General features: G+C 65.8%; 13 protein-coding genes. 6 read left to right on the top strand and 7 right to left on the bottom strand.

Annotated features, from left to right (window positions below):
- The first annotated feature begins 188 nt into the window (after positions 1-188).
- From G0Q01_RS11515 to aroQ, 3 genes are all read left to right on the top strand, one after another.
- On the top strand, positions 189-518 hold the full coding sequence (locus tag G0Q01_RS11515) for a hypothetical protein (protein ID WP_164213381.1): 330 nt from the start codon (positions 189-191) through the stop codon (positions 516-518).
- The gene (locus G0Q01_RS11510) at positions 515-1117 is read left to right on the top strand and encodes a DedA family protein (RefSeq protein ID WP_164197045.1); all 603 of its coding nucleotides are present in this window, start codon (positions 515-517) and stop codon (positions 1115-1117) included. The genes G0Q01_RS11515 and G0Q01_RS11510 overlap by 4 nt, the downstream gene beginning before the upstream one ends.
- Positions 1118-1183: 66 nt before the next feature.
- Positions 1184-1621, top strand: a complete 438-nt coding sequence (aroQ, locus tag G0Q01_RS11505; protein ID WP_108965541.1) for a type II 3-dehydroquinate dehydratase — start codon at positions 1184-1186, stop codon at positions 1619-1621.
- An 802-nt stretch (positions 1622-2423) separates the two neighbouring features.
- Here the strand turns inward: aroQ and tsf are convergent.
- Positions 2424-3299, bottom strand: a complete 876-nt coding sequence (tsf, locus tag G0Q01_RS11500; protein WP_164197044.1) for a translation elongation factor Ts — start codon at positions 3297-3299, stop codon at positions 2424-2426.
- 177 nt (positions 3300-3476) lie between these two features.
- Complete coding sequence (rpsB, locus tag G0Q01_RS11495) at positions 3477-4247, bottom strand: 30S ribosomal protein S2 (RefSeq protein WP_108965545.1); 771 nt, start codon at positions 4245-4247, stop codon at positions 3477-3479.
- 413 nt (positions 4248-4660) lie between these two features.
- Between rpsB and G0Q01_RS11490 the strand changes: the two genes are divergently transcribed.
- From G0Q01_RS11490 to G0Q01_RS11480, 3 genes are read left to right on the top strand one after another with little or no spacing between them, the layout of a single operon-like run.
- Positions 4661-5098: a MarR family winged helix-turn-helix transcriptional regulator gene (locus tag G0Q01_RS11490; RefSeq protein ID WP_164197043.1), complete on the top strand. Its 438-nt coding sequence runs from the start codon at positions 4661-4663 to the stop codon at positions 5096-5098.
- On the top strand, positions 5095-6738 hold the full coding sequence (locus G0Q01_RS11485; RefSeq protein ID WP_164197042.1) for an MFS transporter: 1644 nt from the start codon (positions 5095-5097) through the stop codon (positions 6736-6738). The genes G0Q01_RS11490 and G0Q01_RS11485 overlap by 4 nt, the downstream gene beginning before the upstream one ends.
- An 18-nt stretch (positions 6739-6756) precedes the next feature.
- Positions 6757-7794 (top strand): HlyD family secretion protein, encoded by a 1038-nt coding sequence (locus G0Q01_RS11480; RefSeq protein WP_164197041.1) that lies wholly within the window; start codon positions 6757-6759, stop codon positions 7792-7794.
- A gap of 151 nt (positions 7795-7945) precedes the next feature.
- On the opposite strand, the gene phoB is transcribed toward G0Q01_RS11480, so the two are convergent.
- The 5 genes from phoB to pstC are packed head-to-tail and all read right to left on the bottom strand — an operon-like array spanning position 7946 to position 13011.
- Positions 7946-8635: a phosphate regulon transcriptional regulator PhoB gene (gene phoB / locus G0Q01_RS11475; RefSeq protein WP_108965556.1), complete on the bottom strand. Its 690-nt coding sequence runs from the start codon at positions 8633-8635 to the stop codon at positions 7946-7948.
- 3 nt (positions 8636-8638) lie between these two features.
- Positions 8639-9376, bottom strand: coding sequence for a phosphate signaling complex protein PhoU (gene phoU, locus G0Q01_RS11470; RefSeq protein WP_108965558.1), 738 nt, complete (start codon positions 9374-9376; stop codon positions 8639-8641).
- 3 nt (positions 9377-9379) lie between these two features.
- Positions 9380-10177: a phosphate ABC transporter ATP-binding protein PstB gene (gene pstB, locus G0Q01_RS11465; protein ID WP_095883750.1), complete on the bottom strand. Its 798-nt coding sequence runs from the start codon at positions 10175-10177 to the stop codon at positions 9380-9382.
- Between the two features lie 18 nt (positions 10178-10195).
- A complete protein-coding gene (gene pstA / locus G0Q01_RS11460) occupies positions 10196-11548 on the bottom strand; it encodes a phosphate ABC transporter permease PstA (RefSeq protein WP_108965561.1) in 1353 nt (450 codons plus the stop codon).
- Positions 11548-13011 (bottom strand): phosphate ABC transporter permease subunit PstC, encoded by a 1464-nt coding sequence (pstC, locus tag G0Q01_RS11455; protein ID WP_164213380.1) that lies wholly within the window; start codon positions 13009-13011, stop codon positions 11548-11550. The genes pstA and pstC overlap by 1 nt, the downstream gene beginning before the upstream one ends.

The following is a 13011-nucleotide window of genomic DNA, read 5'->3' as shown; positions in this document are numbered from 1 at the left end:
CACTCCAATCCTGCCCATTCAGGGGAGTGTGACACTTCAGCTTTGCTCATGTGAGACATTCTAACTTGGCGCTTACACACGTATATCGTATAAGCATGATTATGTTTAATAAATGCATTCGCGGATCAGCGAAGTCTTGTTGATATCTCTTTGACGGCGCGTCGAAGTCTTCGCATCCTGCGCACATGATGCAGCCAAGCAAAACCGTCCGCGGCGTCCTGATCGCCGTCATCGCCCTCGCGCTTGTCGCCGCGACGGTTGTTGGCGTCCGCACCGTGCAGCACGCGCTCTACTGGGCCGATCCCGCGCATCGCAACGTGACACCCGAGGCCTGGATGACCCTCGGCTACCTCGAGCGTTCACACCATCTGCCACGCCACAGCCTTGGCCCGGCACTTGGCCTCGCGCCGCAGCCCGGCGTGCCGCGCAGCCTCGAGGAAATCGCCGAGCAGCGTGGCGAGCCTGTCTCGGCGCTGCTCACCGAAGTCACCGCGCTCATCAAGGCGCAGAAGAAATGAGCGTCACCGAAAGCGGTTTCAGCGACAGCGTGCTTGCCTTGCTGCCGGAACTCGGACTGCCGATCCTTGCCGGCACGGTCATGCTCGCTTCGCTGGGCGTGCCGATGCTCCCGGGCTCCTTGATGGTGCTTGTCGCCGGAACCCTTGCCGCGGCCGGAGAACTGCCGGTGCTTGCCACGATGACAACAGTACTCTGCGCCGCGCTCCTCGGCGACCAACTCGGCTTCTTGCTCGGGCGGCTCTTCGGGCCTCAGCTTGCCCGGCGCGAGGATCCGACCCTCCGGCGCGCTCTGTCCTTGCTGGAAACCCGTGGTCCCATGGCTGTGTTCCTGACACGCTGGCTGATTGCACCGCTCGGGCCGGCGATGAATGTGGTTGCCGGTGCCGGCGGGCTGGTCTGGCCGCGCTTCCTTCTTGCCGATCTCGCCGGCGAAATTGTCTGGACTTTGGGCTACATGGCGCTCGGCGCCAGCTTCGCGCCCTTCATCCCGCAGATTGCCGAGCTGTCGAGCGACGTCACCCTTCTTCTCGCCGCGCTCGCCGTTGCGCTTGCCGCGGGTGTTCTTCTGCGCCGCCATCGGCCCAATGGGCCTCGATGAGCGGGCTTTCTGGACAAGACGCTCGCGCCTGAGCTATCTGGTCGGGAACGATCTGGAGACTTTCCAATGCATTCGCTGCTCATCCTCAATGGCCCCAACCTCAACCTGCTCGGCCTGCGCCAGCCCGAGGTCTATGGCCGCACCACCATCGCCGACGTCGAGGCGATGTGCCGCTCCCATGCCGAAGCGCTCGGCGTGGCGCTTGATTTCGCGCAGAGCAACCACGAAGGCGCGCTGATCGATGCGATCCACGCCGCCCGCGGTACCAAGGACGGCATCATCCTCAATGCCGGCGCCTACACCCACACCTCGCTGGCGCTGATGGACGCCATCAGCTCCGCCGAGGTGCCGACCATCGAGCTGCACCTGTCGAATGTGCATGCGCGCGAGGAGTTTCGCCATGTGAGCTACATCGCCAAGGTTGCGCTCGGCGTGATCTGCGGCTTCGGGCCGCGCGGCTACACGCTCGCGATGGATGCGCTGGTGTCGCACCTCGAACGCTAAGCGGATCAGCCGGGACATGCGATTGTCCCGGCCCTGCCCCAATGCGGCCACTGCCTCGCCCGGCATGATTGGCAAGAAAAAGGCGAGACAGGACATTGCACCGGCTCCGGAGCTCCTGCGGACGATCATCCTTGACGTTTGCGCCGCGAAAAAGACACAGATGTGCCCAGGAAATCGGCGCAATCTGTCGGGAAGGCGACATTTATTGATGAAATGTTCATCCTCGTTATATACTATGCGTCAAGTTAACTTCGTGGCAACGCCGAATCGAAAGGCGCCGCTTTCATCGATCAGCGTGTTCGCGATCGCCGCAGATTAGGCTTTTCTTATCTCGGCATTTCGGAAACCCGAATATGTGGCGTAAATCCCTCCGGATTTCGATGTAATTCGTACATCCTCCCGTTCGGCCCCTTCCCCTTGAACAATGGACGTTGCACACTCGGGTCGTTCCGTGAGTGGTGGCTTTGGCCATGGAACTCGAGACTGTCACTCCTCGCGATTTCGAGGCTCTGCCAGTTTCCCGGTTTTCACCGGAGCCGACTCGCCTCCGGACAATTTTGGTTCGGGTGCGTCTTGGCACTCCTGCTTCGGCACCCCTGCCTCATCCCCATTTGTTTTGGGGTGTCGGGGAAAACAGGTAGCGGAGCCGTCCCCCGGGGCGGCTCCGTGACCGTTTTGGCCCTTCGCAAGTCTCCGCGCCAGCCGCGCAACACGCGCGCCGCGCCGTCACGTTCCACCCCCTCCCGAAAAGAAAAAGGGACGCCCGAAGGCGCCCCTTTCAAGATCGGGATGCGGAGGGCGATCAGCCCTGGGCGGCCTTGGCCACCTCTGCCGCGAAATCCTCTTCCACCTTCTCGATGCCTTCACCCACCTGCAGGCGAATGAAGCCGGTGATGGTGGCGCCGGCTTCCTTGGCGGCCTGCTCGACGGTCAGGTCGGGGTTCACCACGAAGGGCTGACCCAGCAGGGTGATTTCCGCGAGGAACTTGTTCATGCGGCCGACGATCATCTTCTCGATCACGGCGTCGGGCTTGCCCGACTCGCGTGCGATGTCGATCTGAACCTGGCGCTCTTTCTCGACGATCGCCGGGTCGAGCTCGGCTTCGTTCAGCGAGGCCGGGTTCGAGGCGGCGATGTGCATCGCGACCTGACGACCGAAGTCGTCGCTGCCGCCGGTCATGGCAACCAGCACGCCGATCTGGCCGAGGCCCGCTGCGGCGGCGTTGTGCACATAGGTCGAGACGACTTCGCCTTCGATCTTGGCCATCCGGCGCAGGGTCATGTTCTCGCCGATGGTGGCGATCTTGTCGGTGATGACGTCCGACACCTTCTTGCCCTCGATGGTCGCGTCGTTCAGCGCTTCCACGCTGTCCACGGCCAGGGCGGCGCCGGCGATGTCGTTCACCATGGCCTGGAACTCGGCGTTCTTGGCAACGAAGTCGGTTTCGGCGTTCACCTCGACGGCAACACCCACGCCACCTTCGACGCGCACGGCGACGAGGCCTTCAGCAGCGGTGCGGCCCGACTTCTTGGCGGCTTTCGCGAGGCCCTTGGTGCGCAGCCAGTCGATCGCGGCGTCCATGTCGCCATCGGTCTCGGTCAGCGCCTTCTTGGCATCCATCATGCCTGCGCCGGTCATCTCGCGCAGTTCTTTCACCTGTGCAGCAGTGATCGCCATGTCGGCTCTCCTCATCTCAAATGCGGTGGGGCGGCCCTGCCCCGGGCCACCCGCTCCTGTCATGACTTCGTGACGCTTTCGCGACAGTGCACATCTGGGCGCCGATGCGCCGGTGCAGTCCCTGTCGCAAGAGCGACGTCTGCGCCCGCCCCGCAGGGCGCGGCGGGCGCGATCGGCTTACTTGCCGGCGTTTGCTTCGGCGAGCAGCTCTTCGGCCGGCGCGTCTTCGAGGGCGCCAAGGTCGACGCCTGCGGCTTCCATCTGGCCGGTCATGCCGTCCAGGGCTGCGCGGGCGACGAGGTCGCAGTAGAGCGAGATGGCGCGGGCCGCGTCATCGTTGCCGGGGATGATGTAGTCGACGCCGTCGGGCGAGCAGTTGGTGTCGACGATGGCGACAACCGGGATGCCCAGCTTGTTGGCTTCGGCCACGGCCAGCGCTTCTTTCTTCACGTCGATGACGAAGAGCATGTCGGGCAGGCCGCCCATTTCGCGGATGCCGCCGAGCGAAGCCTGAAGCTTCGTCTGGTCACGCTCCATGCCGAGGCGCTCTTTCTTGGTGAGGCCTTCTGCACCGGCTTCCATGCGCTCGTCGATGGTCTTCAGGCGCTGGATCGACTGCGAAACGGTCTGCCAGTTGGTGAGCGTGCCGCCCAGCCAGCGGTGGTTCATGTAGAATTGTGCGCACTTCTCGGCCGCTTCCGCGATCGGCTGCTGCGCCTGGCGCTTGGTGCCGACGAAGAGCACCGAACCGCCCTTGGCGACGGTCTCACGGATCGCGTTCAGAGCCGCGTCCAGCATCGGGACGGTCTGGGTGAGGTCCATGATGTGGATGCCGTTGCGCGCACCGTAGATGAACTCGCCCATGCGGGGGTTCCAGCGCTGCGTCTGGTGGCCGAAGTGCACGCCTGCTTCAAGCAGCTGGCGCATGGTGAACTCGGGAAGAGCCATGTCCGTTTTCCTTTCCGGTTTCATAAATCCTCAGCGGGGGCTCATCCTGTTGGACAACCGGTGGACGCTCGGGGATGTCTCCCCCGAAGTGCCCGACCCCGCCTGCGGCGTTCTCGTGGGCGCGCCTATATGCCTAATTGGGGTCGGGCGCAAGCCCGGCCGCCCGCATTTCATGCAAGACTTGCAAGCCATGGGTCCATCCGGGCTACCGCTCGGCTGAAAAGGAGCCTGCCCTGCCTCCTCTATATGAAGGTTGCCGGTCCTGCGAGGCGCAATGGGAGCGGCCTGCGCGCCTGGCCCTGCCCGGCCCCGGCTGTGCATGTGCGCATAGCCCCCCGTGCATCCGTCCGCCTTGCGAGAGATACTTACCATGTTAAGTACTTTGCAAGTTAAGCAACCCGAGTCCCTCTCCCATGTCCAATCCGCAGACCCAGACCCGTCTTCTCGAAGCGATGCTCGAAGCGATGCGCGAGCTGCGCACCCATTATGATGCCAGCGCGCAGGAGGTCGGCCTGACCCTCTCGCGGGCCCGCGTGGTGAGCGAACTGGCCCGGCGCGAAGGCGCGACGCAGGCCGAGCTGGCCTGCGCGCTGCGCATCGAGGCGCCGGCCCTCAAACGCCAGATCGATGCTCTGGAGGCCGCAGGCTTCATCGAGCGACGCGCCCTCGATGGCGACGCCCGCAAGCGGGCGCTGCATCTCACCGACAAGGCCCGATCGAGCCGGATCACCTGTTTCCTGGAGCGCGTACGCGACGATCTGATGGAAGGCATTTCGGCCGACGACCAGGACGCCACCCGCCGCACGCTCGAACGGATCGCGCTCAACGCAACGAAGCTGTCCTCGCAATGACCGACACCACTACACAAACGCCCCTTGCCGAACCGCCGAAGCCCGAGACCCCGGCACCGGCACCGGGCATGCCGCTGGCACGCGCCCTGCCCTATGTGGTGGCCTCGGTGATGCTGGGGATCACCCAAGGGCTCGGCCAGGGCTTCATCTCGGCCAACATGCCGCAGATCGCCGGCGACCTCGGGATCACCACGGCCCAGGCCAGCTGGTTGATGGCGGCCTACATGATCCCCCGCGCCTCGCTGACCATCCTGCTGATCAAGCTGCGCACCCAGTACGGGCTGCGGCGCTTTGCCGAGATCGGCATCGCCACCTATGTCCTCGTCGCCTTCGCCTCGGTCTGGGTCGTTGACCTGCGCTCGGCGGTGGTGCTGCAGTTCCTCTCGGGCGTCGCCGCGGCGCCGCTCTCTACGCTGGCCTTTCTCTACATCCTCGAGCCGCTGGCGCAGCAGTGGAAGCTGCGGCTCGGTCTGCCGGTTGCGTTGGTGCTGCTCACCTCCGGCGCCTCGCTGGCGCGTATCGTCTCGCCGGTGCTTATCGGCGATGGCGGACTAGCAGGCATCCATATGACCACCCTGGGGCTGTCGATGATCTGCCTGATGCTGGTCTATCTGCTGCCGCTGACCCCGGCACCGCGGGCCAAGGTGATCCAGCGCGCCGACCTGCTCAGCTTCGGGCTGATCGCTTTCGGACTCGGCGGGCTGGTGACTGGCTTCATCCTCGGGCCAATCCACTGGTGGACCGACCTGCACTGGCTGGGCTTGCTGCTTGCCGCCTCGCTGGCTGCGCTGACTGCAGCTGTGGTGATCGAGCTGCACCGCGAGGCGCCGCTGATCGACATCCGCTGGCTGCTCAGCCCGGCGATGCTGCACCTCGCCTTCACGCTCTTCCTGTTCCGGCTGCTGCTCTCCGAGCAGAGCAGCGGCGCGCCGGGCATGTTCCAGGCGCTGGGATTGGGCAATGCGCAGATGACCGGGCTCTTTACGGTGATCTGCCTGGCCACCGTCTTCGGCGCGCTGGCGTGCGTCGGCTGGATGACGCCCGGGCGCGAGCCCGCTTATCACGCCGTGGCGCTGGCGCTGATCGCGCTCGGGGCCTTTATGGATGGCGGCTCCACGCTGCAGACCCGGCCCGAGCAGATGATGCTGAGCCAGGCGCTGATTGCCTTCGCCTCGATGCTGTTCATGGCCCCCGCGATGATGAAGGGGCTGATCGCCGCGCTCAGCAAGGGTCCGAATTACCTGCTGTCCTTCGTCATCGTCTTCTTGGTGACGCAGAGCGCCGGAGGCATCCTCGGCTCGGGGCTGTTCCGCACGGTGATAAACGTGCGGCAGGCCTTTCACCTGCAGGTGCTGCGCGAGGAGTTGACCGGCACCGACCCGCTCACCACACACGCCATTGCCGCCAATATTCAGCAGCTCGCGCCGCAGATCTCCGACAGCGCGCAGCTCAAGGCGCAGGCCGTGGCGCAGCTGGCCTCGACCGCTGCGCAGCAGGCCACCGTCATGGCCTACAACGACGCCTATGTCCTCACCGGCCTTGTCGCGCTTCTCTCCCTCTGCGCGCTGGGGCTTCACCTCTTCCGCGACTGGCTGGCGGCGCGCCTGCGCCGCTCCGAGCCAGCGCTGCAAACCTCCTGACCCTCCCGAGCTAGACACATGAAGAAACTCCTCTCCCTCCCGACCCTCATCGCCACCGCCATCGGCGCCGCCGGCGTGCTGCTGCTGCTCTTCGCCTGGCACCTGCCGCCGTTTTCCGCGGCGCATCCCTCGACCGAAAATGCCTATCTGCGCGGCAAGGTCACCCAGCTCGCGCCGCAGCTCTCGGGCTATCTGTCAGAGGTCGCGGTGGGCGACTTCCAGCAGGTCCACCAAGGCGATCTCATCGCCCGGATCGACCCTGCGATCTACCGCCAGAAGCTGTCGCAGGCGCAGGCCAGTCTTGAGGCCGCGCGCGCCGCGGTGGACGTGGCCGAGCAGAGCGTGAACTCCGCCGTCGCCACCGAACATGCCTCCGAGGCCGCGCTGGCCTCGGCGCAATCGACCCTGCAGACCGCCGGGACCGACGCAGAGCGAATGACCAAGCTGCGCGACCGCGGCGTCACCTCGCAGTCGAGCGCCGACCAGACCGACCTCGCCCTGCGCCAGGCCCAGGCGGCGGTGCGCCAGGCCGAGGCACAGCTGCAGGTAAGCCGCGAGGCCACCGCCACTTCCCGGCTGCAAATCGCCGCGCGCAAGGCCGAGGTGACCAGTGCCGAGGCTGCGGTGGAATTGGCGAAGATCGACCTCGATCACACCGAGGTGCGCGCGCCCGCCGACGGGCGGCTCGGGCAGGTTTCGGCGCACGTGGGGCAATATGTGACCGCCGGTACCACGCTGGTGAGCCACGTGGGCACAGAGCTTTGGATCATCGCCAACCTCAAGGAAACGGCGCTGGCGGGCATCCGTAGCGACCAACCGGTGCGTTTTACCGTCGACGCCTTGGGAGGGCGCGCCTTCCACGGCCACGTGCAGGGCTTCTCGCCCGCCGCGGCCTCGGAGTTCAGCCTGCTGGCAGGATCGAACGCCACCGGCAACTTCACCAAGATCGCGCAGCGGCTGCCGGTGCGGATCTCGATCGACCCGGGACAGGATGCGGCGGCGCTGCGGCCGGGATACTCGGTGGAGGTCGAGGTTGAGACCGGAGACGCGGGCTGAAGCGTAGGCTCGCCGGGGGCGCTGCCCCCGACCGCCTGTGCCGGTCTCCCCTAGGGTACCTTCGCCTGCAAGAAATCCATGCGCTGGAAAGAGGAAGGGCGGCCAGTCGGGCCGCCCTTTTCTTTTCGCGGTCAGCCAAGTCTTTTCGGGCTCAGCCGAGCGCGTAGCCAGCGCCGCGGACGGTGCGCAGCGGGTCCTCGCCGCCATGAGCGCCGAGCGCCTTTCGCAGCCGGCCGATGTGGACGTCGACGGTGCGCGTGTCGACGTAGATGTCGCGCCCCCAGACCCGGTCGAGCAGCTGCTCGCGCGACCAGACACGCCCGGGCTTTTCCATGAAGGTCGACAGCAGGCGGAACTCGGTCGGGCCGAGCTTCAGCTCCTGTCCGCCGCGGGTGACGCGGTGGGTCTCGGAATCGAGCACGATGTCCTCGAACTCGAGCCGCAGGCCCGCCGCCGAGGGACGCGCTCGGCGCAGCTGTGCCTTCACCCGCGCCATCAGTTCGCGCAGGCTGTAGGGCTTGACCACGTAGTCATCGGCGCCGGTGTCGAGTCCCCGGATGCGGTCTACCTCCTCGGAGCGGGCCGAGAGCATGATCACCGGCAGGCCGCGCGTGTCGGAGCGGGTCTTGATCTGCCGGCAGACCTCGATGCCCGAGAGGTTCGGCAGCATCCAGTCGAGCACGACGACATCGGGGTTTTCCTCTTCGAGCAGCACCAGCGCCTCCTCGCCATTGCCGGCGGCGGCCACGCGGAAGCCCTCGGCCTCGAGGTTGTAACGCAGCACTTCGCGCTGCGCCGGCTCGTCCTCGACCACCAGTACGGTCGGTTGATCTGCTGCCATGACCTACCCCAGGTCCGCGCCGGAGCTGAGCGCCGGGTCGGTAGACGTGCGGTCTTCCTTGATCCGGTCCTCCTTGGGCATCGTGCCGGTGGCAAGGAAGATCACCTGCTCGGCGATGGCGGTGACGTGGTCCCCCATGCGCTCGACGTTCTTGGCGATGAAATGCAGATGCATGCACGAGGTGATGTTGCGCGGATCCTCGAGCATGAAGGTCAGGAACTCGCGGAACAGCGTGTTGTACATCTGGTCGACGTCGCGGTCGCGCTCGATCACGTCCCGGGCCAGCGCCTCGTCTCGGCGGATATAGGCATCGAGCGCGTCCTTGAGCATGTGCTCCACGTCGCGCGACATGCGCCGCAGCGCGGTGGCCGAGCCATCGATCTGCGCCAGCTGCGAGAGCACGGCGGTGCGCTTGGCCATGTTTTTCGACAGATCGCCGATGCGCTCGAGGTTCGAGGCCATGCGCATGACCGAGAGCACCACGCGCAGGTCGCGCGCGGTCGGCGCGCGCAGGGCGATCACCCGGGCGGCCTCCTCGTTGAGCAGTTCCTCGAGGGCGTCGATCGCCTTGTCCCCGGCGCGCACCTTGTCGGCCAGTTCCTCGTCGCGGGTCTCGAGCGAGAGCGCGGCGTCATGGATCGCCACCTCGACCAGCCCGCCCATCTTGAGGATCTGCGCCTGAATGGCCTCGAGATCGCGGTCGAAGGCCGAGGCGATGTGTTTCTTCAGCTCGTCGCTCATGACTTATCCGATCCGTCCGGTGATGTAGGACTCCGTGCGCGGGTCCACGGGGTTGGTGAAGATCTGGCTGGTGTCGCCATATTCCACAAGGTTGCCGAGGTGGAAAAAGGCGGTCTTCTGGCTGACGCGCGCCGCCTGCTGCATGGAGTGCGTGACGATCACCACCGAGTAGTTCTCGCGCAGCTCGTCGATCAGCTCTTCCACCTGAGAGGTCGCGATGGGGTCGAGCGCCGAGCAGGGCTCGTCCATCAGCAGCACCTCGGGCTCGGTGGCGACGGCGCGGGCGATGCACAGGCGCTGCTGCTGGCCACCCGAGAGACCGGTGCCGGGGGCGTCGAGGCGGTCTTTCACCTCGTTCCAGATGGCCCCGCGGCGCAGCGCCTTCTCGACGATCTCGTCGAGCTCGGCCTTGTTGCGGGCGAGACCGTGGATGCGCGGGCCATAGGCGACGTTGTCGTAGATCGATTTCGGGAACGGGTTTGGCTTCTGGAACACCATGCCCACCTTGGCGCGCAGCTGCACCGGGTCGACGCGCTTGTCGTAGATATCCTCGCCGTCGAGCTCTATGAGCCCCTCGACGCGGCAGATGTCGATGGTATCGTTCATCCGGTTCAGCGTGCGCAGAAAGGTGGACTTGCCGCAGCCCGACGGGCCGATGAAGGCGGTCACCGTCTTGTCGAGGATCTCGACGTTGACGTCCTTGATGGCGTGGGTGTCGCCGTAATAGACCTGCACGTCACGGGCGGAGATCTTGCTTGCGTTGGTGTCCACTTCGGTCTTCCTCAATGGCGAGTCGTACATCTTGAGTATCCTTATACCTTACCAGCGGCGCTCGAACTTGCGGCGCAACACGATGGCAACGAGGTTCATGGCGAGCAGGAACACCAGCAGCACGATGATCCCGCCCCAGGCGCGTTCGTAATAGGCCGGGTCGGCCCGCTTGGCCCATTCGTAGATCTGCGCGGGCATGGCCGAGTTCGGCGACAGGAAGCCCGAAAAGACGCCTTCGGGATAGTTGGTGGCGATATAGCCAACCATGCCGATCAGCAGCAGCGGCGCGGTTTCGCCGAGCGCCTGCGCCAGACCGATGATGGTGCCCGTCAGGATGCCGGGCATGGCCAGCGGCAGCACGTGGTGGAAGGTCGCCTGCATCTTCGACGCGCCAACGCCGAGCGCCGCATCGCGGATCGACGGCGGCACCGCCTTGAGCGCGGCACGGGTCGAGATGACGATGGTCGGCAGGGTCATCAGCGTCAGCGTAAGGCCGCCCACCAGCGGTGCCGACTGCGGCAGATGCGCGAACTGGATGAAAGCGGCAAGGCCGAGAATACCGAAGACGATCGAGGGCACCGCCGCGAGGTTGGAGATGTTCACCTCGATGAAGTCGGTGAAGCGGTTCGTGGGGGCGAATTCCTCCAGGTAGATCGAGGCGGCGACGCCGATCGGCAGCGCCAGCAGCAGCACGGTGATCATCATGAAGAGCGAGCCCAGCATCGACACGCCCAGACCGGCCTGCTCGGCGCGGCTCTCGGAGGCGTCGGCGCCGGTGATGAACTCCCAGTTGAAGCTCTTGTGGATGGTCCCCTCTGCGCGCAGCACGTCTACCAGGTCGAGGTGCGCGGCGTCGATGTTCTTGTCCTGCGCAATGCTCTCGCGGCTGACGCGGCCCTTGAGGTATCCGTCGACCCGGCTCGAGGCGAGGATCTGGAAATCCACCGTCTCGCCGACGCGGTCGGGATGGGCCAGCACCCAGTCGCGCACCTTGGCGGCGGCCGAGGCCGAGATCATCTCCTTGACGTCCTTCGCTTCCTCGAACTCGGTCTCGGCGCCGCTGTCGACAATGACCTTCCACAGCGAGTTCTGGATGAGCGGGCTGTAGCCGAAGGTCGAGACCTTGGCCATCTCGGCCGGATCGCGGTTGCCGGTCTTGTCGAGCTTGGCTTCCTCAAGATAGACCGGCACCTCGATGAAGGTCTGCTGGAAGGCGCCGACACCGTTGGCAAGGATCGAGGCCAGCAGAACCACGAGGAAGAAGACGCCCGCACCGATGGCCGCGAGGCCGTACATGCGGAAGCGCTTTTCGGAGGCATTGCGCTTCTTGGTGCGCGCGTCGACGGTCAGCAAGCCGTGCTTGGCGGGTGCCTTGCCGCCGGAATAGGTCGCGTCGGTCATCAGTCGTACTGCTCCCGGTATTTGCGCACGATGTAAAGCGCGAAGACATTGAGGCCGAGGGTCATGACGAAGAGGGTCATGCCGAGGGCGAAGGCCACCAGCGCCTCGGGCGAGGCGAAGTCCGCGTCACCGGTCAGCTGGCTGACGATCTTGGCGGTCACGGTGGTCATGGCATCGAACGGGTTGAGCGAGAGCCTTGCGGCGGCCCCTGCCCCCAGGACCACGATCATCGTCTCGCCGATCGCGCGTGAGGCGGCGAGCAGGATGGCCCCGACGATGCCCGGCAGCGCGGCGGGCAGGATCACCTGCTTGATGGTCTCGGACTTGGTCGCGCCGAGCCCGTAGGACCCGTCGCGCAGCGATTGCGGCACGGCGTTGATGATATCGTCGGACAGCGAGCTGACGAAGGGGATCAGCATGATGCCCATCACCAGCCCCGCGGTCATCACCGCCGTGCCCGCCTGCATCCAGCCCAGCCCGTCGCGGCCGAAAACCGACAGCAGCAGCGGGCCGACGGTCAGCAGCGCGAAAAGGCCGTAGACGATGGTCGGGATGCCGGCGAGCAACTCGAGCGCGGGCTTGGCGACCGAGCGGAACTTCGGCCCGGCGTATTCCGACAGGTAGACCGCGGCGAAAAGTCCGATCGGCACCGAGACCAGCAGCGCGATGAGCGAGATGTAGAGCGTGCCCCAGAGCAGCGGCCAGATGCCGAGCTGCGAGCCGCCGCCGAAGCTCGGCGACCAGGTGAAGGAGCCGAAGAACTCGGACGCCGGGTAGATGCGGAAGAATTCGATGGTGTTGAAGACCAGCGACAGCACGATGCCGATGGTGGTCAGGATGGCGAGCGAGGCGGCGCCGACGAGGATGGCTCGAATGCCGCGCTCGACGGAATTGCGGGCGCGGAAATCGGGCTTGGTCTGCGCCAGCGCGAGCGCGCCGCCGAGCAGCGCAAGGCCGAGCACCACGATCGCACGCAGCAGATTGCCGGTCGCATTGGTCGCGCGGTAGCTCTGCGCCGCGGCCAGGACCTCGGGGGTGATCTCGGTGCCCACGGCGACCCCGGCGGATCCCAACGTGCCGCGGACGTCGGAACCGGTCACCGAAAGCTCGGAGGCCTCGCCCGCGCTCAGCAGCCCCTGCTCGACCGCAAGGTCGAGACCGTCGGCCACGCGCCGCACGTCGGACATCACGAGCCCGAGGGTCGATCCCTCGGGGATCGCGGTCTCGGGCAGCAGGCTGGTGGCCTTGGTGTTCACGATGAAGGGTTGCGCGATCAGCCAGACGATCAGCACGAGAAAGGCTGGCACCATCACCTTCATGGCGACGTTCCAGCCGTAGTAGCTCGGCAGCGAGTGCAGTGCGCGACGATCGTCTCCGGCGCCGGAAATGGCGCGCGCGCGCCCCGCGACATAGCCCGCGACGGCCAGCGCGAGAACGATCAGGATCAGCCAAAGAACAGGCAT

Source organism: Salipiger sp. PrR007, from assembly GCF_010499845.1.
Taxonomy (GTDB): Bacteria; Pseudomonadota; Alphaproteobacteria; order Rhodobacterales; family Rhodobacteraceae; genus Salipiger; species Salipiger pacificus_A.
Note: the sequence above shows the minus strand (reverse complement) of the source record. Positions and strands in the feature narration are given on the sequence as shown.

Excerpts from the sequence above, each read along its gene's own strand:
- aroQ (WP_108965541.1), top strand. The coding sequence starts at position 1,184 with ATGCATTCGCTGCTCATCCTCAATGGCCCCAACCTCAACCTGCTCGGC.
- G0Q01_RS11515 (WP_164213381.1), top strand. The coding sequence starts at position 189 with ATGCAGCCAAGCAAAACCGTCCGCGGCGTCCTGATCGCCGTCATCGCC.
- G0Q01_RS11480 (WP_164197041.1), top strand. The coding sequence starts at position 6,757 with ATGAAGAAACTCCTCTCCCTCCCGACCCTCATCGCCACCGCCATCGGC.
- pstB (WP_095883750.1), bottom strand. The coding sequence starts at position 10,177 with ATGTACGACTCGCCATTGAGGAAGACCGAAGTGGACACCAACGCAAGC.
- tsf (WP_164197044.1), bottom strand. The coding sequence starts at position 3,299 with ATGGCGATCACTGCTGCACAGGTGAAAGAACTGCGCGAGATGACCGGC.
- G0Q01_RS11485 (WP_164197042.1), top strand. The coding sequence starts at position 5,095 with ATGACCGACACCACTACACAAACGCCCCTTGCCGAACCGCCGAAGCCC.
- phoB (WP_108965556.1), bottom strand. The coding sequence starts at position 8,635 with ATGGCAGCAGATCAACCGACCGTACTGGTGGTCGAGGACGAGCCGGCG.
- pstA (WP_108965561.1), bottom strand. The coding sequence starts at position 11,548 with ATGACCGACGCGACCTATTCCGGCGGCAAGGCACCCGCCAAGCACGGC.
- G0Q01_RS11510 (WP_164197045.1), top strand. The coding sequence starts at position 515 with ATGAGCGTCACCGAAAGCGGTTTCAGCGACAGCGTGCTTGCCTTGCTG.
- pstC (WP_164213380.1), bottom strand. The coding sequence starts at position 13,011 with ATGCCTGTTCTTTGGCTGATCCTGATCGTTCTCGCGCTGGCCGTCGCG.
- phoU (WP_108965558.1), bottom strand. The coding sequence starts at position 9,376 with ATGAGCGACGAGCTGAAGAAACACATCGCCTCGGCCTTCGACCGCGAT.
- rpsB (WP_108965545.1), bottom strand. The coding sequence starts at position 4,247 with ATGGCTCTTCCCGAGTTCACCATGCGCCAGCTGCTTGAAGCAGGCGTG.
- G0Q01_RS11490 (WP_164197043.1), top strand. The coding sequence starts at position 4,661 with ATGTCCAATCCGCAGACCCAGACCCGTCTTCTCGAAGCGATGCTCGAA.